The sequence below is a fragment of the Corynebacterium callunae DSM 20147 genome (assembly GCF_000344785.1).
In the GTDB taxonomy this organism is placed as follows: domain Bacteria; phylum Actinomycetota; class Actinomycetes; order Mycobacteriales; family Mycobacteriaceae; genus Corynebacterium; species Corynebacterium callunae.
Genome location: NC_020506.1, coordinates 607,292 through 630,274, shown reverse-complemented (window position 1 = coordinate 630,274; position 22,983 = coordinate 607,292). Strand labels below are relative to the sequence as shown.

Sequence of the window (22,983 nt, the reverse complement as noted above, 5' to 3'; positions counted from 1 at the left end):
CTTTAAAGTTTTTAAACCCCAAGGAGTTATCTCGCGTGATCCCCACTTCCGAAGCCTCCATCAGTACCCCACCGCCAGTATTGTTGGCGCAAGAGCTGAGCATGATCTTCGGAAAAGGTTCCACCGAAGTACACGCCCTCAACCAGATCAACCTGGATATTCCCCGTGGTCAATGGACCTCAATTATGGGGCAATCCGGATCTGGCAAAACCACTTTGCTGCACTGTCTTTCCGGGCTGATTAAGCCCACCTCAGGAAAAGTCACCCTCCATTCCCAGGATGGCAGCTCTTTAGATATCAGTGGGCTTTCAGAAAATAAACGTGCCATATTAAGACGCACCCACATCAGTGTGGTTTTCCAAGATTTTAACCTGGTGCCTATTTTGTCGATACGCGATAATATTTCCCTCCCCATGCGCCTGGCTCATCAAAAAATTGATAAAGCATGGCTGGATCAGATCACTGATATTTTGCAGATTGATCAGCGCCTAAACCACTTGCCACATGAGCTTTCCGGTGGGCAGCAACAACGCGCAGCCATTGCACGCGCATTGATTAGCAAACCAGATATTTTGATCGCCGATGAACCAACCGGCAGCCTCGATTCCCAAACCAGCGATGCAGTTTTGGATCTTTTCCGCACTGTGGTTGATCAGCTTGGACAATCGCTGGTCTTTGTCACCCATGATAAAGAGGCTGCGCTGCGTGGCGATCGCCTAATCACCATGCGTGATGGTCACATTCTGGAAAACACAAAGTTGGCGCGCCGATGATTGGACTCGCCTTTGCCCAGCTGCGGCGCCGTGGGTTTCGTTATGCCTCCCTCTTTTTTGCGATTTTTGCAGCGGTTGCATTAAGTATTGGTGCCACTGTGCTCACTAATTCCTTAGTCAGTAGCGTCAATGAACTTTTTGCCAAGCCCTATGAGAACGCCGATCTGGTTGTCACCACCAGTGCCAAAAATGAAGAAGGCTTTCAGGCCCTCCAAGACAGTATTGCCAATGATCCCACAATCAGTGACTGGGCTTTTGACCAAAGCCTTTCGGTTTCTCTGGAGCAGCCAGATGGCATTTATGCCAGCACCCTAGTGCAGTCCATTAGTCCTGGTGAATTGCAGTGGCGTCCCCTCTTAGCTGGACGGTTGCCGGAAAACCCGCAAGAAATTGCGGTGAGCAGCACCCCTGATGCTCCAGCAATTGGCTCAACTATTGCGCTGCGTTTGTCCTCCCAAAGTGAGGACGTACCGGTAACGGTGGTGGGCACAATGGAAGCGGCAGCTCAAGAAACCTTATCGGGATCTTTTATCGCTTTGGCCACCCCTGCGGCTGTGCAGGAATGGAATCAGTCCAGTGTGCGTGGTGAGTTTCGGATAAGTTCTACTGATCCCGCCGCCACGACAGTGGCGGTGCAAGAGGCAGCCACCGCAACTTCCACGACTGCCCAGGTTGCTACGGCGCAGGGGTTCGTCGACAAGCTCTCTGATTCTTATTTGGGCCAGCGTGATCGTTATTTTCTGCTGCTTTCAGCCTTTGTGGTGGTCTCAGCGGCAGTGGCATTTTTAGTGGTTTTTTCTGCTTTTACAGTGCTTACCGGCGAGCGTATTAAAGAGTTTGGCCTAATCCGCGCAATTGGCGCTTCCACTCCACAGATTATGGGATCAGCGCTGGTAGAGGCTGGTATTTTGGGATTGTTTGCCGCTGGTTTGGGCGCTCCCGCGGGCCTGTTTGGGGCTCGATTTTTGGCCACTCAAGCATAGCATTTTGGGGTGCGGATTCCGCTGGATCATCTTGATGCACCGTTAAAAACCATGGCTTTGATTGCCGGAGCTGGCGTCATTTTGACGGTTGTGGCAGCTTTACCTGCGGTTTTTAGTGCATGCCGGAAATCTACAGTGGATTCTTTAAATGCGGCTGCGGTTTCTAAACGCGCGCCACTGTTGATGGTTCTGTGGCTTGTCCCGGCAGCTGCGGCGGGGACCGCTGCGTGGTGGGCTTATGACCAAGCTGGCTCCTTGACTGGAACACGTGCGGTGGTTTTGGCAATTGCAGCAGCCGCAGCAGCTATCTGTGCGCTGCTCATCGCTACTGCCACCTTGTTGCCACCACTGCTTTATGGGCTGTCGCGGTTATTGGGTAAAGCTGCGCCGAGTGTGCAATTGGGTCTGGCTTTTGCCTCTAAGCAGAAATCGCGATCAGCTGCCTTGATTGGCGTTATTTTGGCAGGTGCTGCACTAAGCTCGGCGGTTTTGCATGGTCAGGCGCAGATCGGTGGACATTTAGTATCCGTGGCCAAGGGCATGGGTGGCACAGATCTGCTGGTCACCGGCTTGGACGAAGATATCCCTGCTGATTTGGTGGAGCAGATTTCCGCTATTGATGGGGTGGCAATGGCGGTTGCGCCACCTGCTGCCACGGTGGAGTTTGCGCAGGCCGGAGACATTCCCGCGCTGGTGTTAGGCGAGGCTGAAGGCGCGGAGGTTATGCGCGATGACGATGCCGGCGCACCACCTCAAACCATGGTGCTGGGGCGCAGTTCTGGGGAGCAAGAAAATTTCCCGGCCCGTTCTACCGCTGATATCTCCCTTGCCGATATTTCGCTTCCGGTAACCATTGCGCACAGCGATAATTATTTTTCCCTAATCGATCCCGGCGTGGTGGCGCAGGCTCGTGAGCTTAAGGCTGCGGAGCTGGGCGTTAGTGCGGATATGTTGCCTGCACAGCCGGTGCGCAATGTAATGGTGTTGCTTGATGGCGAAGCTAATCAAGATCCCAATAATCCCACGGTGCAGGCCATCCGCGAGGTCATTGCCTCCTACCCCGAACGCTATTCTGTCACCGAAGGTTTTTCGGCACGCCTTAATACCTTTGCGCTGGTCTCGCGGGTAACCACGATGTCTTCGCTGCTGGCTTTTGTAGCATTGGCGATCGCTGCGGTGGGCTTGGCCAACACGGTGGCGCTGACCGTTGCCGAGCGCGCCCGCGACCGTGCCTTGCTGCGCACCATCGGCTTAACTGCCAGTGGCCAGCGCGCAGTAATGGGCATTGAGATCTTTGCATTGGCTTTGCCTGCCGCGCTTATCGGCACTGTTGCGGGTGGTTTTTGGGGCAACGTGGTGGCTGCAAGCGCTACAGGTTCGCAGGTTGCAGCTAGTTCGCTTGATCCCCACATCCTGCTTTATACGCCGCTGGTTATGGTCGCGGGTGCAGTGCTGTGCGGTTTGCTGGTGCTGGGCCGTACTAAAGCTCAGTAATTGAACTAATCACCCAGGCCTTGCCAGTTTTGGGGGCATCTCCACAAGAAGAAATCACACCCTCAACCTCCACGCGCTCTAATTCCACTGCCCAACTGCGACCATCCGGGTGGGTCACGCGCACTACCTCGCCGTCATTGACGACGTCGAGGTAGGCAGGCGGTAGGGCGTCGAGAAGCTTTGCGACGCCTAACTCCGCGACCTGGCCACGTGGATCGAGGGTGCCACGTCCGCGGTTTCCGGGAAGGAATAGCTGATGGTTGAGTACCTGCTCAAAAAGAGTGGTGGTGGCTTCTTCATTGAGTCGACCGAAAGAATAATTCCACGGCATAAGCATCATAGAAGGCGCAAAGCGATGGCCTTTAGTGTGCGAGGACTCCCACACCTGCAGCTCGCCAAACTTCGGTTCAATGGCTGCAGCCAGCGGACGGCCCTTAACTGCGCAGCACACATCACGTTTGGAGTGGGTGCAAATAAGCAGCATGGGATCTGTCATGCGTGCGGCGTTGTTTCGCCCCGGACCTGCAAGATCTAATTGGCAAATCTGCTCAGCGGAATCAAGTACCAGATGTTCAATGATTGCTTCCTCAGAAAAAACCAAAAATAGGTGATGTTTTTCCACCTGGCGGCCAGCGCGTCCTGGTTTTCTAATGAGCTGCAAGCCCATATTGGCCGCTTTAGTATGCGCTTTGAGCTGCGCAGTGAGCTCCGGTCTGAAGGTATGGCCATCTAAAATATCGTGGCTCCAAGAACCGGGGTGTTCAAAAAGCACAAAGCCTTTACCAGCTTTGGCAGTTCCCTCAAGTGGCTCCACTATGGTGTCGGAGCAGCTAAGTAGCGCTTGATTCATGGCCTTAACCCTAGTCTGCCCTTGCTCCGACCCTAGATAAATGGGGGATAAATGGGCTCAGGCAATCGATTCCACACCCTCATCTGGTGTTTGTATGATGCAATTTTAGCGATTTTTCCTGGGCTTTTGCAGAGTTTTACAACAATTCGTTCACGATTGTGTCACGTTGGCCTTCTTGCTTAGGGTTCTTTTGGCTTTCAGAGTTACGGTAAGAGAATGATTGTGCAGCGTTCTTCTAGTTCCCAGCAGCGTGTCCGCCGTGGCGCACTTACCCTTTTAAGCGTGAGTGCCTTGACCCTCGCTGGCTGTGGAACAAATGAGACTTCCACCGAAAGTTCAGCGGGAGCTACTCAAACATTGTCCGCCACTGCCGGCGGCGCTGATCTCTCCAATGAAGCTTCCGCAGGCCCCACTCCTCTTGGCACTGCCGATACCGCTATGAAAACCCTGCGTGCTGAAGAACCTGCACAGCTTCTGGTCACAGGTGTTCGAACCGGCTCCCACAATGGCTTTGACCGCGTAGTTTTTGATCTCACCGGCGAAGGCCAACCTGGTTGGTTTGCGGATTACACCACCAGCCCCACCCAGCAAGGCAGTGGAAACCCAGTGAAATTTACTGGCGATACCGCCATCAACCTCAACATTGATGGCACCACCTATCCCTTTGACTTGGGCATGGAAGATCCGCAGATTGGCACCGTTGAAGGCTCTGGCAGCATTGTCACCCAGGTTGTCAGCGCTGGCACTTTTGAAGGCCGCTCCCAGTTTGTTATCGGATTAAATGGCAAGCACCCATATTCTGTGAGTGTGCTCCAGGATCCACTGCGCTTGGTTGTTGATGTGATGGCGCAGTAGCGCTAGCTTCCCCACCAACCCGCGCAAACCTCCACAGACCCCGGATTCGCCAGTTTTTTTAACTAACTGAGTCCGGGGTTTCCCCATGTCAACGCCTAATAACTGGCCTCCACCCGCCACTTTTCTTCCATCCACAGCAAAAGCCAGGCGCTAATCTGCTCATTGCTTTCCGCTGATACCGCCTGCCCCACCACCTGCAAGCGGGCATAACGTTTACCACTGCTTTCCCACCAGCGATCATCCACTGGCCAAGGCCCTGCCCACGCAGTAACCACATAACGCTTATTTCCCCAGGACAACGCATAGGGAATAGAACTTAATAAAGCTTCCGCAGTAACTTGCACACGCTTCCCACTGGCATCAATAAGCACCACTCGCGAGGCTGGGTGGTTAATTCCCGCACTTAAACGCGCAGGCAAAGGGCCTGGAATTTTCCCTGGCCAACTGCCCTGCGGAGCACGCACCGGATCTGGCGCCTCGCCGAAGGCCACAAAACGAATCCGCTCCTCTACTCCCCTGCCACCTGCCGGAATAGGTTGCAGCACAGCATCAATTCCCAAGGTTGATTGCACTCTTTGAATCACTTGGCGCGCCACATGTTTTTGACTGCGCCCGGTATCCCATAAACCACCGCTGGCCATATCAGGAGGCACACATTCCAAAGGCCGCAAGGTCAAAGCGATAATGCCATCTTCTTCATTGGCTTCATCGACATTTCCGCGCGCGCTGAGCCAACCATCCAATTGCCAGCGCACACGGTCAGCGGTAGCAGCTTCCGACAATGGTTCGCCGGTGCGCCACACCCTGCTGACCTGCGTGCCATCGCTAAAATCAGCCTCCACCTTAAGCAATTGACACACCACACCAGCCTCAGAAAGCTGCTGATGCAAGCGCGCTGCCAAAGCCCTGGCAACAAAGGCTGCAGCATCCACGCGGGTAATGGGTTCTTCTGGAATATGGCTAATTTCCCAGGAAGCACCCTCCAGTGCCGGCGCAACTTTACGGCCATAACGCGCCGTCGCAATATTATGACAGTGCACACCGGCCTTGCCAAAGCGTGTTGCCAAGGATTCCACCGGCAGCGCCGCCAGCTCACCCAAAGTCGAGATACCCAAATCTACCAGGGTTTTTATAATGTCAGGATCACAAGCCAGCGCCTCTTCTGCTACCAACACTGACATGGCTTGGCGTGCCAAGAAGCTTGTCGACGCGCCCTCTCCCCTGCCAGCCACCGCCCCATGCGGGGCGCGGGCTGCAATAATCGCCGTATTCAGGCTATCTGCCACCCCGGCTTCAACGTCAATGCCGCGGCGCGCGGCGGCGTCGATAAGCAACTGGGCAGCGATCTCCTCACCACCGTGATAACGCGCCGCAGCTGCTGCATCAATCGCGACCAGGCCGGGGCGCAGCACCTCGATGCTGGAAGCGACCTCGCCAAGCGAAGCCACGATATTTTCAAAAATGCGGCCATCACGGTCTAGATCTTGGTCCACAACCTCGAGCTCCGGACACACCGCCTGCGCTTGGCGAACCTTCATCCCACGACGCACTCCACGCTTGCGCGCAGCCAGCCCGCAAACCTTGATGCGGTAGTTGGCGGCAATGGCCACTGGTTTTTCCACATCATTAAGGTCATCGCGTTCCAAACGCACAGCCTGAACTGGCCAATCGGGAAACCACAGCACCATAATCCGCATCAAGGCACCACGCGCAATGTGGGTGTGGTGTTTAGCAATGCAGCATCCTCAGCGCGACTGATGGTAACTAGTCCGCTGCGTGGAGGCTGGCCTTTGGGCATTGCGCGAAATTTCAATTCCACGCCCCGAATCCGGCCCCGACCTTGACCAATGCCTAAGTAGTTGCTGGTTTCTGCCTCCATCACCAATGCCGGCGAAGACACACGGGTGCCAACCATCAAAAGTGCGGCACTGCCCTTGCGGAGTTTGGCCAATAACGGGCGGGCACGTGTGGGTGAAAGGGAAATCTCAGGACCTTTATAGACCACCAAATCCAAACCTTCACATAACACCGCGGCCACGTTTAAAGGCTCGGTACCTGGATCTGGAATGGCAATGATGTTCTCGCACACACCTCCTAAATCAATTACTCCTGCAAAAGCTAGTTCCTTCCAGCCGATCACCGCAGCGTGTCCACCCTGCGCCGTAACATGAGCCAGGAAGGCCACCACCAGTAGGGGCAGTTCAGTTATTTGACTTAAGGCCCGCCGTGGCAAGCCCCCGCCGGGAAGAAATTGCGAAACACTATCAGGAGCTGCAAGAATGTTCTCTTTATCAAAGTATTCAACCGGTGCAGATGCAGGATTTTCCACCAATTGTGGCGCGGCAGCACCCATGGCGGACATGCGTGAGCGCAGTGCGGTAATCCGCTCTGCTCTACTCATTCCCGAGAGATCAGGTACGGCTACAGCACTAGCCTCAATCCCAAATTCTCGAACACCTGTTCCACTCATGGGTTTAAGTAAACACCCGTTTTTCTTAGCTCGCAACAGCGCAGTTCATGAGGGAGATTTGGGCATAGAAGGTTACTAAGAGCCTCTCCTTCATTCGCTGCATTATCCTTAAATGCTATGGATCCTTTAAATAGCTACGCCAATATGAAGTCCCATGTCACCCCGATCCCCACGCCCGCCATCATTAGGTTGAGCGCTTCGGTGCTTGTTGGTGCAGCTATTGCAGTTTTAACTACGGATCTCTCCCCCACCATTAAGTTTGGAGTCACTGCAGCAGGGTTGATCATCACGCTGCTGCTGGCTTTTATGCACCCTTACCGCTCAGAGGTGAGGATGTATCGCCTGCAGCACAACATCAGCCCGGTTCCCACACCTGGCCAGGTCATGCCGCTATTTGTCACGTGGTTGATGCTCATGGTGGCACCGTTTTTCTCCGGAGCTGCACTGTGGGTGACAATCTTGGTTTTTGTCATTGTCGCAGGCTGGATTTTCCTGACATTTCCCCACATTGATGGCACCCGAAAGCTCGCTTTTGCCAATACGCAGGAAGCCCCTTAAGCAAAAGTCGTTGCGTCGAAAAGCACGCTTTTAAAATCTTTTAACGCTTGCGGCGCTTTTCTTCTTCATCAAGAACTTGCTGGTTGCGGCGACCCAATTCGATGAGTTTGAGGTTTGCCCAGTTATAAAAGCTGTGGCCCAGGATAAAAAGTGCCCACACGAAGAACCAGATTGGGATGGCCCACCAGAGGGAAAAGTTGGATTGCCACATCACCAGCACCGTAAAAATGATGCTGAAAAAGAGGGTGCGGGTGGGTTGGAAAGTGAATTTGGCCTGGCTTTGATCGATCGCCTCGCTGCGATTTTCAGCACCGGAATCAGCCGCGAAGTTTTTGCGAGGTTTTTGAGCCATTAATCGAGATCCCTTGAATGAGCCCAGCGGGTAAGCGCGTGGCGGTTGGACTGCTGCGTTTTGCGCAGAATATTGGAGGCGTGAGTTTCCACCGTCTTTACAGAGATGAAAAGTTCTTTGCCGATTTCTTTATAGGTGTAACCGCGGGCCAGCAATCTCAAAACTTCCAGCTCACGGCGAGTAAGCGCATCAACGATGGGATCATCAATAATGCGACCAGATTCCACGGCGGCATCCTTTTCCGGAGCATCTACAATGCCCGCGCCGGCAGTGGAATCAGGGGCGGCAAAAGCATCCAGCACAAAGCCAGCCAGTCGTGGTGAGAAGAAAGCATCACCGGAATTAACCCGTTTAATGGCTTCTACCAGCTCTGTTCCAGAAATTGATTTGGTTACATAACCGCGTGCACCGCCACGAATAATGGCGATAACATCCTCAGCAGCATCAGAAACACTTAATGCCAAAAAGATGGTATCCACATCAGAGGCGTTAATTTCTTTGAGAACTGCCAAGCCGCCGCCATCCGGCATGTGGACGTCGAGAAGCACAACCTCAGGGCGTGTCTGCTTGATCCCGGCAACGGCCTCAGCCACGGTGCCAGCTTCGCCGACGATATTAACTGCATCGCCCAGCTCTGCCTTTACGCCCGAACGGAATACCGAGTGGTCATCAACCAAAAACACATCTACCATGCCTCACAGGTTACCGCCCGCGCACCCAATCTGTGGCTTTAAGGCAAAACTACCTACGCTGACATGGCCATCGTGATTGCTACCTCGGTGCCCTCACCCATCTCAGATTTAATTTTCACCTTGCCCCCGGCGCGCTCCACGCGGCCGATCACCGACTCCGCCAAACCGTGATGGCCTTCAGGAATATTGTCCGGATCAAAACCCCGGCCCCTGTCGCGGACAAAAATACTCAACTCCCCCAGCATGATTTCGGCATAAACATCCGCAGAATCCACCCCGGCGTGCTTTGCCACATTCACCAAAGCCTCGCGTGCAGCCATCACCGCGGCCTGCGTTGAATCTGCTAAAGGTTCATCAGTACCCACTGTCACAGGCACAATGCGCAGCCCAAAAAGATCTTCTACCTCGGCACATGCACGGTTCAAAGCAGTAAAAACAGTGCCGGTGGTCTGTGGAGTTTTATCCTGGGAATCAAAAAGCCATTGCCGCAATTCCCGCTCCTGCCCGCGTGCGAGGCGTGTCACCTCAGCTGAATCATCGGCTCGTTTTTGAATCAGCGCCAAGGTTTGCAACACAGAATCATGCAGCCGCGAGGCAATGTCAGCGCGCTCAGCAGCTGCTGCTTTCTCGGCGCGTTCTTGGCCCAGCTGATCCCACATCCGCACCCACAGTGGCACGCCTAGTGCTGCGACTCCCAGCAGCGTGAGCACCACTGCCACCAGTGCCATGAGGAAGCCGTCATGAGTGCTCCAATTCATCACCACCAGCACAATTGCGGTGAGCATCAGCACACCGCCGGCCACAATAATAAGCACGCTGGGGCCAGAATCCACGCCCCGGTCATAGGCCAGCCAGACCATCAACATGCCAACGCCAACCACGCCAATCGGAATCAGCGTGCTCAGTCCAAAACCGGTGGTCAGCGTCAGTGACACCCCGGCACCCACCAGTGCCAACACCACCAGCGCCCAGGAAATCCACTTAGCGCTTTTCGACGAAACCCCCGGTGCTTGCGGGGACTGCGCATCCTTGCGCTCCATGCGGGTAAAAATCCACACCAACGCATAAGCTGCCAAGCCGGCGCCATTGGCCAGCGCGGAAATAATAAAAATTGCACGTACCCAAAAGACCGAAACATTAAGGTGATAGGCCAGCCCCGAGGCAACACCAGCCACCACCCGACCATCCCGCGCGCGCCGGAACGCGGGATAGAGGGGTTTAAGCTGCCCCGCGGGTTGCGGAGTATATGGTGCAGGCGAATTACTCATGTTCTTGATCTTGTCATGAGCACCGGACACGCTTCCATCGGGGAAGACCCTGAACCATGTGAGCTGCACAAACAATGTCAGGGCTTTCCCCGATTCACATTTTCCGCGCGCCACGCCACAATTGTTTTTATGAGCACTTTCGAGGAGAACACGCAGCCGCACTACGTGCCTTTTGCACAACCTGGGGCAATAAGCTCTTATCCCTCCCCTTCCTCATCTTCAGCAACTGGAACCTTGCAGCGCATGTGGCAAACCCGCCCGGTGCGTTTACCTGCTAAACAAGGTGGCAACGCCAAGGTAGCTGGTGTTTGTGAAGGCATCGGTGTGCGTTATCAAATTGATCCCGTGCTCATTCGGCTTTTCTTTGTGGTCTCCGGCGTATTTGGATCAGGCATTGCTGCCTATCTCCTGGCCTGGCTGATCATGCCTCGTTATTCCGTTCCAGTTTCCCCGCTCGAAGCCATTTGGAAGCCCGGACATCCCCAAGATCGTACTCACGGATGGTGGTTGCTCATCGCCTTTGTGATGTTCTCCGGAATGCTTAGTTCAGCTGCCAATACCTTTGGTTCCGCATCTTTTCTTACCTATGTCTTAGTGGCTGCAATGTGGTGGGGTCTGCATAAAAAACAACCGATTCCGCCGCGTGGTTTACTTGCCACCGACTCTGCGACTCAGGAAGATACGATGAACAATCCCGCTGATAGCTATCCACAACCGCAACCTGATCTTGGCTCAATAACCCCAGTTGAAGGCTACTATGCGCCTTTTGCACAATATTCTGCCGATGCCCCCAGCTGGGATCCTTTAACTCAGCAGCACAATTCTTGGGATCTACACATGCAGCAACCTGCTCCTGCCAAAAAGCGCAGGAGACTATGGCCTTGGATTCTCAGTGGAGGGGTGGGCACTGGCCTTGTTGCGGTAGCTGCCATTGGATTTATTATGTTCGCCATCGACCCGGCGCAATTTGAAGATGAAGATTCTGGGATCGGCAATGTCTCACTTGCTCCATCCAATGCGAGTCTGCAAGATAACTATTCCTCCGGTGTCGGCCAAATGGACCTAGATCTAAGCAACCTTGCACCTTTGGAAGAAGAACGCGATATTCAAATCAATTCTGGCGTGGGCGAGGTCAAGGTAATCCTGCCCGAAAATGTTCCCATTAGCCTCAACTGCAATGCCGGTGTGGGAACTACCCACTGCGATATAGGAGATCTAGCGGCTCACAATGAGGGACTTAGTGGTGAGATGCTCAATATTTCCGTTAGTTCTGGCATCGGCGATGTTGCTGTGGAGTTTGCAGAAAACTAGGCCATTAACACTTAATCCAGCTGGCCACGCAGCTGCTCATTCAGATCAGCAAATTCACTAAGCTCATCTTCATCAAAACGCTCTGCAGCAGCATGATCTTCGGGTGAAAGCGCAAAGTACTTCAACGCGGTATTAATCTGAGTGTTTTCCTTAGGCTCAGTGTGCAAGCGAATTTCCTTAGCAGCAGCTTCTCCACCGACCTCAGCAAGCTGCACTGCGCCTTGGGCTTTATTTTCTGCCATCAGCACAGCAAGAGCGGCCACCACGAGGAAAGCATCGCCATAACCATCAAGTTCGGTATCGGTGTAATTTCCTGACAGCCCATCAAGGCCGAGATCTGCAAAAATCTTATGGACCTCAATAACACCTTCGGCGTTTTCTACATCCTCCGCTAGATATCCAACTAAAGCCTGCGCCTCTGCTGAGGTTCCAAACAAACTGCTCCAATAGGTAGTGAGGATATCGCTCATTGTTTTATGTCTCCTGTTTTTAAAGTGGTGCGGGGTTTAGCTAGTTTTTGCTCTGGGTGCAAGGATACGCCAGTTTTCCCGAGGGTAATCTCATCTAGTTTTTCCTGGCGATTAGTTCCAACAGCGCCCCATCAACACCTCCCAAAAAACAAAAACAACCACCTCTCCCCCACAATCTCTACAAAATCGTGGCAAAAAGGTGGCTGCTTTAGTTAGCTAGCGGCGGGAATTTACTCCCACTCGATGGTTCCTGGTGGCTTGGAGGTTACATCGAGCACAACGCGGTTCACATCTGGAACCTCATTGGTGATGCGGGTGGAGATCTTCTCCAGTACCTCATAAGGCAAGCGGGTCCAGTCGGCGGTCATAGCATCCTCGGAGGACACTGGACGCAGCACGATTGGGTGGCCGTAGGTACGACCATCACCTTGCACACCCACGGAGCGAACGTCGGCAAGCAATACAACAGGGCACTGCCAGATAACGCCATCTAGACCAGCTGCGGTGAGCTCGGTGCGGGCGATGAGGTCAGCGTGGCGCAGGGTCTCCAGGCGCTCTTCGGTGACTTCACCGATGATGCGGATACCAAGACCTGGTCCTGGGAAAGGCTGACGTCCAACAATTTCCTCAGGCAGACCCAGCTCGCGGCCAACGGCACGAACTTCGTCCTTGAAAAGGGAACGCAGTGGCTCAACCAGCTTGAACTCGACGTCGTCAGGCAAACCGCCCACGTTGTGGTGGCTCTTGATGTTGGCGGTGCCGGTGCCGCCACCGGACTCAACAACGTCTGGGTACAGGGTGCCCTGTACCAGGAAGTCCACGGTGGAACCTTCTGGTGCCTCATCCAAAACGCCAGCAACGGCGCGCTCGAAGGAGCGGATGAATTCAGCGCCAATAGCCTTGCGCTTTGCTTCAGGCTCGGTCACACCAGCCAGTTTGTTTAGGAAGGCAGCGCGCTCGTCAACGGTAACCAGCTTGGCGCCGGTTGCTGCCACGAAGTCCTGCTCTACCTGCTCGCGCTCACCGGCGCGCAGCAGACCGTGGTCCACAAATACGCAGGTAAGGCGGTCACCAATAGCGCGCTGCACGAGTGCTGCGGCTACTGCGGAGTCAACGCCGCCGGAGAGGCCACAAATTGCGCGACCGGTCTCGCCGATTTGCTCGCGAACTTTTTCAATGAGCTCTTCAGCGATGTTTGCAGCGGTCCAGTTCTGCTCCAGACCAGCGATTTCGGTGAGGAAGCGGGTAAGAACCTGCTGGCCGTGTGGGGAGTGCAAAACCTCTGGGTGGTACTGCACGCCAGCCATCTTGCGCTCTACGTTCTCAAAGGCTGCAACTGGTGCGCCCTCGGAGGTGGCAGTAACGCTAAAGCCTTCAGGTGCAACAGAGACGGCGTCGCCGTGGCTCATCCACACCTTATGAGTTGGCTCGAGGCCTTCATGGAGCACGCCACCGGTAGTGGTGATATCAGTGCGGCCATATTCGCGCTTGCCGGTGTTGGCAACGGTGCCACCGAGCGCGTGGGTCATGGTCTGGAAACCATAACAAATACCGAAAACTGGCAGATCAAGCTGCAGAATTTCAGGATCCAAAGATGGTGCTTCCTCTGCATAAACAGAGGAAGGTCCACCGGAAAGAATTAGCGCTGCGGCATCCTTTTCACGGATTTCAGCAGCGGTTGCGGTGTGCGGAATAACTTCGGAGTAGATGCCGGCTTCACGCACACGACGTGCGATCAGCTGCGCGTACTGTGCGCCGAAGTCAACGACGAGTACTGGGCGATGATTTGTCTGAAGGCTCACAAAAGATCACTCTACTAGACCCGCCCCGAATCTCGATTTTCACCCTCAACCACCCCAGCGCTTTTCGACGCGCCCTCGCCTGGCCGCGTCCCCCACGCAGCCAGGCGAGTAACCGGTTTTTAACCGATAGCTGAGCCAATACCGAAGAGCACACAAGCTAGGGCAAAGCCCACGATGGCAATACCGGTCTGGTTTACAGTCCAGGTCTTCAAGGTGGTGGCAACGTCCATTCCCATGAGGCGACCAACCAACCAGAAGCCGGAGTCATTAACGTGGCTGGCGATTACGGAACCAGCAGCGGTTGCAATAACGATGGTGGCTAGCTGGAAGTCGTTGTAGCCAGCGGCTGCCACAGCAGGAGCCATCAAAGCGGCAGCGGTGGTCAACGCGACGGTTGCAGAACCCTGTGCCACACGCAGTACTGCAGCGACGATAAAGCAGGCTGCAATAACTGGCAGACCAAGCTCGGCCATGGAGTCAGCCAAAGCATCACCAATTCCGGAGGCGCGCAAAACGCCACCAAACATACCACCTGCACCGGTAATCAAAACCACAGAACAGATGGGGCCAAGTGCGCCTTCAACAGTCCTGTCCAGAGCGGATCCGCTGACTCCGCGGCGAGTTCCCAGTGCCCACATGGCAACAAGAGTGGAAATAAGCAAAGCAATTGGAGTTGCACCGAGGAATCCGAGGACAGAAACAACCAAGGAATCAGCGTCGATAAGCCCTGCAGCAGCAGCCATATCAGTACCGGTATTGCCGAAGATGAGGATCATTGGGATCAGCAAAATTGCGATAACGGTGCCCGCGCTGGCTGGGTTTTTAGGCTGTTCACCAGCAACTTCGCCACCAGTAAGTAAATCAGGAACGCTGATTGGGAACTTCACTCCGAGGTACTTGCCCAGCAGGTAACCGGTGAGGTACCAGGTTGGGATCGCAACGATAAGACCAGCAAGCAGAACAAATCCCACCTGTGCACCGTAGAACTCTGAGGCGGCAATTGGACCTGGGTGTGGTGGCACAAATACATGCATTACAGAGAACGCGCCAGCAGCAGGAATACCGTAGGCCAAGATTGGGCCATTCATGCGACGTGCCACAGCGAAAATCACTGGCAGCATGACAACCAGGCCGGCGTCAAAGAACACTGGGAAGCCCATGATCAAAGAAGCAACACCAAGCGCAAAAGGTGCGCGCTTTTCACCAAAAATGCGGATCATCATATTGGCCAGCGAAGCTGCACCACCGGATGCTTCCACCAATCGGCCCAACATGGCTCCAAGACCAACGAGCAGAGCGACGGAGGCAAGGGTACCTCCGAACCCATCAAGGAGCGTTTCGACGACAAACTCCACTGGAATGCCAGCCACCAGTGCAGTAAGCACAGAGACCAAAACTAGGGTGAGGAAGGCGTGAAGTTTGAAGAAAATAACCAGGATGAGGATTAGAGCGATTGCGCCGGCTGCAATGCCAAGCAAGGGCCCCGCCCCCAGTGTTTGTTGCCAGGTGTCCACAGATTGATCTCCTTTTAAATTAGTGACCCGCAAAAGATTTTTTTAATAGTATGACCTATATCTCCCTAAAGTGGAAATCTTCGGACATAAACCCATGAAAACCTGCATGTTTGCCAATAATTCAGAAAGAAAAACAACAAGGGTTGGGCATCAAAACTACATGCCCAACCCTTGAGAAACGCTAACGTTTAGCCATTAAAGTGCAAAGGCACCTTTTGGAAACTCTTCAAGTCGGTGAAACCACACTTTGCCATGGCACGCTTAAGGCCACCTTCAAAGTTCTCAATACCCCAAGGCATGGTGGAAGGTCCGCGCAGGATCTGCTCCAAGGATGGAGCCTGCTCATCAAGAATTCCCGACTCAGACACAATGCCGCGTGGGAAACGTGGGTGTGCTGCTACTGCTGGCCAGAAGTAGCCCTTTCCTGCGGCTTCCTTGGCACGAGCCAAAGGAGATCCCAGGACCACAGCATCAGCACCACAAGCGATGGACTTCACGACATCGCCGGAGTTGTAGATATCCCCATCAGCAATGATGTGCACATAACGTCCGCCGGTTTCATCCAGGTATTCGCGACGTGCTGCAGCAACATCAGCAATTGCGGTAGCCAAAGACACTTCCATGCCCAAAGCCAGGCTATTGGTGTTCTCGCCGCCACCGACGATGATGCCCACCGCACCAGTGCGCATCATGTGCAATGCGGTGGTGTAGTCATTGACGCCACCAGCGATAACTGGGATTTCTAGGGAACCAATAAACTCCTTGAGGTTAAGTGGCTCTCCCCCGGTGTTTACGTGTTCTGCAGAGATCAAGGTGCCCTGAATAACCAGCAGATCAGCACCAGCCTTGATAACGGTTGGAGCTAGTTCACGAGCGTTCTGTGGGGATACGCGAACGGCCACAATCTGGCCGGAGTCACGTACCTGTGCGATGCGCTCGCTGAGCAATTCCTTGTCCAGTGGTGCAGCGTGTAGTTCCTGCAGCATGCGAGTTGCTGCTGCCTGGTCACCGCCACCGATGAACTCAACACCGGAAATTCCGGTTTCTTCTTGTGCACCATAGGCCTTGATGACCTTGGCGATCGCTGCATCGAGGTCTGCGTGGCGTCCCCACAGGCCTTCGGCATTGATAACACCCATGCCACCCTGCTTGCCCATTTCAATAACAAATTCTGGGCTGGCAAGTGCGTCAGTGGGGTGATTGAGGAATGGCAGCTCAAACTTATAAGCGTCGATATGCCAGGTAGTGTCAACGTCCTTGGAAGAACGGGTGCGGCGGCTGGAAACGACAGAAATATCGTCCAGGCTGTAGGTGCGTCGTGCCTCGCGGCCGATGCCGATCTCAACGTGGTCACGCATTAGTGACTGGCCTCCCTTTGTGTTCGTATACTTCGAAGACTTTACCCGAGACCCTGGACACAACTAGCCATCAACTCCGAAACACAGCAAAACAGCCCGATTTCCATACAGAAATCGGGCTGTTTCTTAATGTTTTAGATCCTAGTGGTAGTTAGGAGCTTCCACAGTCTGCTGGATGTGGTGAGGGTGGGATTCCTTCAGGCCAGCGCTGGTAATCTGAACAAAGCGAGCCTTGTGCAGTTCCTGGATGGTGGCAGAACCGGTGTAGCCCATAGCTGCACGAAGTCCACCCACCTGCTGGTGAATGATGTCTTCGATAGAGCCACGGAAAGGCACGCGGCCTTCGATTCCTTCTGGGACGAGCTTATCTTCGCTCTTCACATCTGCCTGGAAGTAACGGTCCTTGGAGTAGGAACGCTTTTCACCGCTGAGGCCACGGCCTTGCATAGCGCCCATGGAGCCCATACCGCGGTAACGCTTGTACTGCTTGCCGTTAACGGTGATGGTCTCGCCTGGTGCCTCTGCAGTACCAGCAAGCATGGAGCCGAGCATGACGGAGTTTGCGCCAGCGGCTAGAGCCTTAGCGACGTCACCGGAGAACTGCATGCCACCATCGGCGATGATTGGGATACCAGCCTTGTGTGCTGGAACTGCAGCTTCCATGATCGCGGTGATCTGAGGAGCACCAACACCAGCAACCACGCGGGTGGTGCAAATGGAACCTGGGCCGATACCAACCTTGATAGCGTCAGCACCAGCGTCGATCATGGCCTGTGCAGCCTCACGGGTAGCCAGGTTGCCGCCGACAATATCAACGCCTGGGAAAGCCTTCTTAACGCGGGTAACCATGTCCAAAACGCCACGGGAGTGTGCGTGTGCAGAATCCACAACCAAGATGTCAACGCCTGCATCAACAAGAGCGCCAGCTCGCTGGAAGGACTCTTCGCCGGTTCCGATACCAGCAGCAACCAGCAAACGGCCGGATGCGTCCTTGGAAGCATTTGGGTGCTGCTCGGTCTTAACAAAGTCCTTAACGGTGATCAAGCCAATAAGCTTGCCGTCCTTGGATACGATTGGAAGCTTTTCCACCTTGTTTGCGGAAAGCAATTCCAAAGCCTGAGCCTTGGTAACGCCCTCTTCAGCAACCACGAGTGGCATTGGGGTCATAACCTCAGCAACACGGCGGGTCATATCTGCTTCAAAACGCATATCGCGGTTGGTGCAAATACCTACGAGCTTTCCATTTTCATCAACTACTGGAAGGCCAGAAATGCGGAAGCGTGCGCAGAGATCATCAACTTCCTGAATGCTCATGTCGGGGGTACAGGTTACTGGATCAGTAACCATGCCGGACTCGGAGCGCTTTACTAGTTCAACGTTTTCGGCCTGCTCCTGAATGGAGAGGTTGCGGTGCAAAACACCGATACCACCTTGGCGCGCCATTCCGATAGCCATTCGAGCTTCGGTAACGGTGTCCATCGCGGCGGAAAGGATCGGGGTGTTTAGACGAATATTACGGGTCAGCTGCGTTGAGGTGTTTACCTCGGAAGGAACAATGTCCGACGCATTTGGAAGTAGTAGTACATCGTCAAATGTTAGTCCAACGAGGGCAACCTTGTTGGGATCGTCTCCTCCGGTGGAAACTCGGCTCTGGGTGGTCATTTGCGACAGTTCCTCCTCATTTTGTGTCCACAATTAATTAAACCTTAGTAGTTTGTTCTTAATTCGGATAACCACAAAAGTAGCAACAACATTCCGCCAGCTTAATTAGGTTGCCCTAAATCACATTGTGGGCGGGTTGTGTTGGTCATTTTTCCCATGGGGCAATAGGGTTAGTGCTGTGAACTTTGATGCGATGATGCCCCGCGACCCGTTTGCCGATGATCCCAATGACCCGGCATCCTTTTTGACTGAGGATGAGCCTTTTGAGCCAATCTCAGATCAAGAGCGCATTCATGTGCAGCAGGACCTAAAATCAGTCATTGAATTTAAGAAGATTCTCAAGCCTCGTGGCATTGAGGGAATTTTCTTTATGTGCGAGGACTGTGAGGAATTCCACTATTACGACTGGGATATTATGGCTGCAAATATGCGCGCTACCCTAGCCGGTGAACTCAGCCCTGTTCATGAGCCAAGCGCACAGCCCAATGTGGAAGCCTATGTCCCTTGGGACTATTGCCTGGGTTATCTAGACGGTTTGGAAGCTCGTTAAAGACAAAAGTAAAAGACTGTTCAGCTTTGCTCCATGAGCGCAAAACTGAACAGTCTTTTTTAATTCCTAGTTTCCAGGAGTCTGTGGGTCTACTAACCCGCCACCGGTTTGCGTACCAGTGGGCGTTCCCGCAGTGGGAACGGCGCTGGTAGGTTGCGCGGTTGGTTCTGGGCTAGGAGTCCACACTGGCGGAGCCACAACGGTAGAAACAATCGTCTGAACCTGCGTTTGTGTTTGGGTCACAGTGGCAGTTGCAGTAACTGGTTCTTCGGTTGGGGCAGACTCTGTCACCGTTGCAGTTGCAGTTTGAGTCTCCGTCACTGGAGCTGGCGTCACAGTGGTGACATGCTCTGGTGCTGGAGGACGCTGACCGTGCATGTCTTCAACCATGACGCGAGCTTGCTCAAGCAATTCACGAGCACCGGCTACGTCACCGTTTGCGGTGCGGCTATCAACTTCTTCCAAAGTTGATGCCAACTCCACGGTGTTGACGGTGTCATCTTCGCCAAAAATCTGCTGGTTCATGGCATAAAGAGGCGAATCTGCATCGGCGTTGTAAATTGCGGAACCGCCACCGGCAATCACGAGGGTTGCAGCGGCTGCACCAACGAGTCCGTGCATAAATGGATGAGATTTGCGCTTTTTATCGCGACGCTCATCCAAAGCAATGACGGTGGTATCGGTGTTGTCAGAGTTTGTGGAAATGTCGGATGTGGAAATCGGGGCGAATTCAGTGGTTCCAGGGTTGGAATCCCTCTGTTGGTCCTCGAATGAGTCCTGTGCCAGATCTTCAAATCCAGGAAGCAGCTTCGAAAGGTCCGGCGCTGCCGGCATCGGAGCTTGCACTTCCCTATTTAAGTCCAGAAGGAGCCCAGCGAGGACATCACGACCCTCAGAGGGATCAACGCCGCGGGACAGGTCAGTCAGGAACTCATCGTCATCAAACAGCTGCTTAAGCTGTGAATTGACGATGTCCTGTCCGTCCTGGTCACCTGGGTTGTGACGTCGAGTCATTACTAGTTCTCCTGCTGCTCAAGTGCGCTTCGAAGTGTTGCGAGTGCTCTATGTTGAGCAACTCGGACAGCACCCGGGGTGCTGCCCACCATCTCTGCAGTTTCTTCTGCTGAAAGACCGACGATAACTCTCAAAATGAGAATATCGCGTGCCTTTTCACTGAGTAGATCGAGAAGTCCCCTCACTCTGTTACTTCCATCGCTGAGCAGCGCAAACTCTTCGGGGGTAAAGGTATCTGGAGTGGAATCTGGAACTTCTTCGGTGGGGGTCGATTTATCACGTGACATGGCACGATGCGCATCGGCGACCTTATTTGAAGCAATGCCATATACAAAGGCCATAAATGGACGACCTTGATCCACAAATTTTCCAATTGACGTTGCCACTGCCAAACATACTTCTTGAGCTACATCTTCAGCCGTGGGTTGCCGGCCGCCGCCAATTCGCGCACGAGCATATCGCAACACAATTGGGTGAATAATTTCCATTATTCGCTGTAAAGCTCGACGATCCCCCGCCGTCGCCTGAGGTACTAGCTTGGCGAGCTCATGCTCGGTATCAGCCAAGGTCTCGCACCTTCCTACCTCGAATTAAATGGACCGTTGTGTGCGATCAACTCAGGCACAAACAACAACGCACCAACCAAACGGCAGGCGAGTTTCGTCCCATCTTAACAATATGGGCTGCTACGCCGACGGTTTAACCCCGCTGCCGTTACCCATTTTTTACATTTCACATGATTTCAGCAGAGTAGCCAGGATGTTCTAAGAATTCACCATAGGTTCACTTCGGGATATAAAGCCAGGTCAGAACACCCGTACTGCTCAAAATTCGCTTTCTCATGACCATTTAGACAGATTTGTGTCACCATTGCGCCACTATTTGTTCATACTTGGCAATGACACTGTCTTCTCGGGCGAACACCCAACATTAGTGAACGCGTACGTAGCTCAAATAGGGAGTAATCGAAGATGACATTGCCTCACCAGCTTCCCGGACCAAACGCTGACTTCTGGGACTGGCAGCTGCACGGTTCGTGCCGCGGCGAGACCTCGGATGTGTTCTACCATCCAGACGGCGAGCGCGGTCGTGCTCGCCAGCGTCGTGAGCTGCGCGCCAAGGCTATTTGTGCTTCTTGTCCAGTTTTGGAATCTTGCCGCCAGCATGCGCTTTCAGTGGGCGAACCCTATGGAGTATGGGGTGGACTTTCCGAGTCCGAGCGCTTGGTTATTTTGCGCAAGATTGAACGCAAACAGCCAATCGCCGTTTAGCACCACAGACCCTGCCCCCGACGCAGGGTCTTTTTTGCGCGGCGTGGGCGCGTCGAAAAGCGCGCTTTTCGACGAAAAAACCCTCAGAAGAATGATCTTCCGAGGGTAAATTCTTAAGCCTTAATTAGTGCTGGTGACCATGGTCATCAGAGCTATTAGCAGGCTTTTCCACAACGGATGCCTCGGTGGTAAGAACCATGCGAGCAACGGAAGTGGAGTTAACAACTGCGGAGTGAGTGACCTTAACTGGGTCAATAACACCATCAGCAATGAGATCGCCGTACTTCAGGGTTGCAGCGTTGAAACCAGAACCATTAGGCAATGCTGCGATTTCAGAAACCACAACAGCACCGTCAAGACCAGCATTGGATGCAATCCAGAAAGCAGGCTTGGTCAGCGCGGTTGCCAAAGCACGCACGCCGATCTTCTGATCGCCTTCGAACTCCTCGGCATAAGCCTTGAGGGTTTCAGCGATCTGTACCAATGCAGAGCCACCGCCGGCGATAACGCCTTCTTGAGCAGCAGCACGAGCAGCGTTGATAGCGTCTTCCACACGAAGCTTGCGGTCATTAACCTCAGTCTCGGTAGCAGCGCCAACGCGGATCACAGCAACACCGCCGGAGAGCTTAGCCAAACGCTCTTCCGCCTTTTCGCGATCCCAGCTGGAATCGGTGCTTTCGATCTCGCGACGAATCTGTGCGCGACGTGCCTCAACAGCTTCAGCGGTGCCGGTGCCATCAACGATGACGGTCTCATCCTTGGTGACAGAAACACGACGAGCAGAGCCGAAGACCTCGACGCCAGCTTCGTTCAGGTTAATGCCGACCTCAGGATCAACCACGGTTGCAGCGGTAACTACAGCCAGGTCGTCCATGAACGCCTTACGACGATCACCGAAGTATGGGGACTTCACGGCAACAACCTTGATGGTCTTGCGGATGGAGTTAACCACGAGAGTCTGCAAAGGCTCGCCCTCGATATCCTCAGCCACGATCAGCAGTGGACGGTTGGATTCAACAACCTTTTCCAGCAGCGGAAGGAAATCTGGCAGGGAGGAAATCTTGTTACGAACCAGCAAGATAGCAGGATTGTCCAGGACAGCCTGCTGGGTGTCTGCATCGTTGATGAAGTATGGGGACAGGTAGCCCTTGTCAAAGGAAATACCCTCGGTGACATCCAAAGAGGTCTCCATAGACTGGGATTCCTCAACGGTGACAACGCCGTCCTTGCCAACCTTCTCCATTGCAGCTGCAACAATTTCGCCCACAACTTCATCGCGGGAAGAAACGGTTGCAACGTTTGCGATTTCCTTGGTATCGGAAACTGCGGTGGCGCGTGCCTTGAGCTCGGTGATGGTCTTTTCTGCAGCTGCAGCAATACCCTTGTTGAGCTCGATTGGGTTAGCGCCAGCAGCAACGTTGCGCAGGCCTTCAGTAATCAGCGCCTGAGCCAGCAGAGTTGCGGTGGTGGTGCCGTCGCCAGCGATATCGTTGGTCTTAACAGCAACAGACTTAACCAGCTGTGCACCGAGGTTCTCAAAAGGATCCTCAACGTCAATTTCACGGGCGATGGTAACACCGTCGTTGGTGACCAGCGGTCCGCCGAATGCCTTATCAAGAACCACGTTACGACCACGAGGGCCGAGGGTGACCTTGACAGTGTTGGCCAGGGCGTCGACGCCCCGGAGAATGCCTTCGCGGGCGTCCTGGTCAAAAGCAATGAGCTTTGCCATGAAC

The 22,983-nt window shown here is 53.9% G+C and carries 22 protein-coding genes; 8 read left to right on the top strand and 14 right to left on the bottom strand.

Translation table 11 applies throughout. The annotated features are described in order from the left end of the window. Positions 1-101: 101 nt before the first annotated feature. From H924_RS03010 to H924_RS14510, 3 genes are read left to right on the top strand one after another with little or no spacing between them, the layout of a single operon-like run. Entirely contained in the window at positions 102-773 is a 672-nt protein-coding gene (locus tag H924_RS03010) for an ABC transporter ATP-binding protein (RefSeq protein ID WP_042392859.1), read from the top strand. After that, positions 770-1,756: an ABC transporter permease gene (locus H924_RS14515; protein ID WP_245533892.1), complete on the top strand. Its 987-nt coding sequence runs from the start codon at positions 770-772 to the stop codon at positions 1,754-1,756. The genes H924_RS03010 and H924_RS14515 overlap by 4 nt, the downstream gene beginning before the upstream one ends. A gap of 9 nt (positions 1,757-1,765) precedes the next feature. Beyond that, positions 1,766-3,250: an FtsX-like permease family protein gene (locus H924_RS14510; protein WP_245533891.1), complete on the top strand. Its 1,485-nt coding sequence runs from the start codon at positions 1,766-1,768 to the stop codon at positions 3,248-3,250. On the opposite strand, the gene H924_RS03000 is transcribed toward H924_RS14510, so the two are convergent. Then, complete coding sequence (locus H924_RS03000; protein WP_015650481.1) at positions 3,237-4,100, bottom strand: sucrase ferredoxin; 864 nt, start codon at positions 4,098-4,100, stop codon at positions 3,237-3,239. The two genes, H924_RS14510 and H924_RS03000, sit on opposite strands and share 14 nt — an antisense overlap. A gap of 216 nt (positions 4,101-4,316) precedes the next feature. Here H924_RS03000 and H924_RS02995 point away from each other — a divergent pair, with 216 nt between their 5' ends. Further along, a complete protein-coding gene (locus tag H924_RS02995; RefSeq protein WP_015650480.1) occupies positions 4,317-4,955 on the top strand; it encodes an AMIN-like domain-containing (lipo)protein in 639 nt (212 codons plus the stop codon). Positions 4,956-5,050: 95 nt separating this feature from the next. Here the strand turns inward: H924_RS02995 and H924_RS02990 are convergent, their stop codons facing one another. Both H924_RS02990 and H924_RS02985 read right to left on the bottom strand, forming a co-directional pair. Further along, positions 5,051-6,643, bottom strand: coding sequence for a Y-family DNA polymerase (locus H924_RS02990; protein ID WP_029703530.1), 1,593 nt, complete (start codon positions 6,641-6,643; stop codon positions 5,051-5,053). An 8-nt stretch (positions 6,644-6,651) separates the two neighbouring features. After that, positions 6,652-7,425, bottom strand: coding sequence for a hypothetical protein (locus H924_RS02985; RefSeq protein WP_015650478.1), 774 nt, complete (start codon positions 7,423-7,425; stop codon positions 6,652-6,654). Positions 7,426-7,542: 117 nt separating this feature from the next. Here H924_RS02985 and H924_RS02980 point away from each other — a divergent pair, with 117 nt between their 5' ends. Beyond that, on the top strand, positions 7,543-7,983 hold the full coding sequence (locus tag H924_RS02980; RefSeq protein ID WP_029703532.1) for a hypothetical protein: 441 nt from the start codon (positions 7,543-7,545) through the stop codon (positions 7,981-7,983). A 40-nt stretch (positions 7,984-8,023) separates the two neighbouring features. Here H924_RS02980 and H924_RS02975 read toward each other — a convergent pair whose 3' ends face one another. Genes H924_RS02975 through H924_RS02965 form a run of 3 tightly spaced genes read right to left on the bottom strand, consistent with a single transcriptional unit; the run spans position 8,024 to position 10,295 of the window. Then, positions 8,024-8,335, bottom strand: coding sequence for a hypothetical protein (locus H924_RS02975; protein ID WP_015650476.1), 312 nt, complete (start codon positions 8,333-8,335; stop codon positions 8,024-8,026). Next, complete coding sequence (locus H924_RS02970; protein ID WP_015650475.1) at positions 8,335-9,027, bottom strand: response regulator; 693 nt, start codon at positions 9,025-9,027, stop codon at positions 8,335-8,337. The genes H924_RS02975 and H924_RS02970 overlap by 1 nt, the downstream gene beginning before the upstream one ends. A 53-nt stretch (positions 9,028-9,080) precedes the next feature. Beyond that, positions 9,081-10,295 (bottom strand): ATP-binding protein, encoded by a 1,215-nt coding sequence (locus H924_RS02965; protein WP_035107892.1) that lies wholly within the window; start codon positions 10,293-10,295, stop codon positions 9,081-9,083. Positions 10,296-10,424: 129 nt separating this feature from the next. On the opposite strand from H924_RS02965, the gene H924_RS02960 reads away from it, so the two are divergent. Further along, positions 10,425-11,606: a PspC domain-containing protein gene (locus H924_RS02960; RefSeq protein WP_029703536.1), complete on the top strand. Its 1,182-nt coding sequence runs from the start codon at positions 10,425-10,427 to the stop codon at positions 11,604-11,606. Positions 11,607-11,617: 11 nt separating this feature from the next. Here H924_RS02960 and H924_RS02955 read toward each other — a convergent pair whose 3' ends face one another. From H924_RS02955 to guaB, 5 genes are all read right to left on the bottom strand, one after another. Beyond that, positions 11,618-12,076 carry an imm68 putative immunity domain-containing protein gene (locus tag H924_RS02955; RefSeq protein ID WP_015650472.1) on the bottom strand — a complete coding sequence of 153 codons (459 nt, stop codon included), beginning with the start codon at positions 12,074-12,076 and terminating at the stop codon, positions 11,618-11,620. Positions 12,077-12,306: 230 nt separating this feature from the next. Next, entirely contained in the window at positions 12,307-13,878 is a 1,572-nt protein-coding gene (guaA, locus tag H924_RS02950; RefSeq protein WP_015650471.1) for a glutamine-hydrolyzing GMP synthase, read from the bottom strand. Between the two features lie 119 nt (positions 13,879-13,997). Continuing rightward, positions 13,998-15,392 (bottom strand): GntP family permease, encoded by a 1,395-nt coding sequence (locus tag H924_RS02945; RefSeq protein ID WP_015650470.1) that lies wholly within the window; start codon positions 15,390-15,392, stop codon positions 13,998-14,000. Between the two features lie 188 nt (positions 15,393-15,580). Then, positions 15,581-16,750, bottom strand: a complete 1,170-nt coding sequence (locus H924_RS02940) for a GuaB3 family IMP dehydrogenase-related protein (protein WP_015650469.1) — start codon at positions 16,748-16,750, stop codon at positions 15,581-15,583. Positions 16,751-16,891: 141 nt separating this feature from the next. Then, positions 16,892-18,412, bottom strand: coding sequence for an IMP dehydrogenase (gene guaB / locus H924_RS02935; RefSeq protein WP_015650468.1), 1,521 nt, complete (start codon positions 18,410-18,412; stop codon positions 16,892-16,894). 178 nt (positions 18,413-18,590) lie between these two features. Between guaB and H924_RS02930 the strand changes: the two genes are divergently transcribed. Further along, a complete protein-coding gene (locus H924_RS02930; RefSeq protein WP_015650467.1) occupies positions 18,591-18,962 on the top strand; it encodes a DUF5319 domain-containing protein in 372 nt (123 codons plus the stop codon). Positions 18,963-19,028: 66 nt separating this feature from the next. On the opposite strand, the gene H924_RS02925 is transcribed toward H924_RS02930, so the two are convergent. Continuing rightward, positions 19,029-19,976, bottom strand: a complete 948-nt coding sequence (locus H924_RS02925; protein WP_015650466.1) for a hypothetical protein — start codon at positions 19,974-19,976, stop codon at positions 19,029-19,031. Positions 19,977-19,978: 2 nt separating this feature from the next. After that, positions 19,979-20,542 carry a sigma-70 family RNA polymerase sigma factor gene (locus tag H924_RS02920; protein ID WP_029703539.1) on the bottom strand — a complete coding sequence of 188 codons (564 nt, stop codon included), beginning with the start codon at positions 20,540-20,542 and terminating at the stop codon, positions 19,979-19,981. Between the two features lie 405 nt (positions 20,543-20,947). On the opposite strand from H924_RS02920, the gene H924_RS02915 reads away from it, so the two are divergent. Beyond that, positions 20,948-21,247 (top strand): WhiB family transcriptional regulator, encoded by a 300-nt coding sequence (locus H924_RS02915; protein WP_015650464.1) that lies wholly within the window; start codon positions 20,948-20,950, stop codon positions 21,245-21,247. A 124-nt stretch (positions 21,248-21,371) separates the two neighbouring features. On the opposite strand, the gene groL is transcribed toward H924_RS02915, so the two are convergent. Then, positions 21,372-22,979 (bottom strand): chaperonin GroEL, encoded by a 1,608-nt coding sequence (gene groL, locus H924_RS02910; protein ID WP_015650463.1) that lies wholly within the window; start codon positions 22,977-22,979, stop codon positions 21,372-21,374. Between the last annotated feature and the right edge of the window lie 4 nt (positions 22,980-22,983).

Bases quoted from the DNA above. Each gene is read 5' to 3' on its own strand.
- H924_RS03010 (WP_042392859.1), top strand. From the start codon at position 102: ATGATCTTCGGAAAAGGTTCCACCGAAGTACACGCCCTCAACCAGATC.
- H924_RS02990 (WP_029703530.1), bottom strand. From the start codon at position 6,643: ATGGTGCTGTGGTTTCCCGATTGGCCAGTTCAGGCTGTGCGTTTGGAA.
- H924_RS02960 (WP_029703536.1), top strand. From the start codon at position 10,425: ATGAGCACTTTCGAGGAGAACACGCAGCCGCACTACGTGCCTTTTGCA.
- H924_RS02985 (WP_015650478.1), bottom strand. From the start codon at position 7,425: ATGAGTGGAACAGGTGTTCGAGAATTTGGGATTGAGGCTAGTGCTGTA.
- groL (WP_015650463.1), bottom strand. From the start codon at position 22,979: ATGGCAAAGCTCATTGCTTTTGACCAGGACGCCCGCGAAGGCATTCTC.
- H924_RS02915 (WP_015650464.1), top strand. From the start codon at position 20,948: ATGACATTGCCTCACCAGCTTCCCGGACCAAACGCTGACTTCTGGGAC.
- H924_RS02975 (WP_015650476.1), bottom strand. From the start codon at position 8,335: ATGGCTCAAAAACCTCGCAAAAACTTCGCGGCTGATTCCGGTGCTGAA.
- H924_RS03000 (WP_015650481.1), bottom strand. From the start codon at position 4,100: ATGAATCAAGCGCTACTTAGCTGCTCCGACACCATAGTGGAGCCACTT.
- H924_RS02940 (WP_015650469.1), bottom strand. From the start codon at position 16,750: ATGCGTGACCACGTTGAGATCGGCATCGGCCGCGAGGCACGACGCACC.
- H924_RS02925 (WP_015650466.1), bottom strand. From the start codon at position 19,976: ATGACTCGACGTCACAACCCAGGTGACCAGGACGGACAGGACATCGTC.
- guaB (WP_015650468.1), bottom strand. From the start codon at position 18,412: ATGACCACCCAGAGCCGAGTTTCCACCGGAGGAGACGATCCCAACAAG.
- H924_RS02965 (WP_035107892.1), bottom strand. From the start codon at position 10,295: ATGAGTAATTCGCCTGCACCATATACTCCGCAACCCGCGGGGCAGCTT.
- H924_RS14515 (WP_245533892.1), top strand. From the start codon at position 770: ATGATTGGACTCGCCTTTGCCCAGCTGCGGCGCCGTGGGTTTCGTTAT.
- H924_RS02995 (WP_015650480.1), top strand. From the start codon at position 4,317: ATGATTGTGCAGCGTTCTTCTAGTTCCCAGCAGCGTGTCCGCCGTGGC.
- H924_RS02980 (WP_029703532.1), top strand. From the start codon at position 7,543: ATGGATCCTTTAAATAGCTACGCCAATATGAAGTCCCATGTCACCCCG.
- H924_RS02970 (WP_015650475.1), bottom strand. From the start codon at position 9,027: ATGGTAGATGTGTTTTTGGTTGATGACCACTCGGTATTCCGTTCGGGC.
- H924_RS02955 (WP_015650472.1), bottom strand. From the start codon at position 12,076: ATGAGCGATATCCTCACTACCTATTGGAGCAGTTTGTTTGGAACCTCA.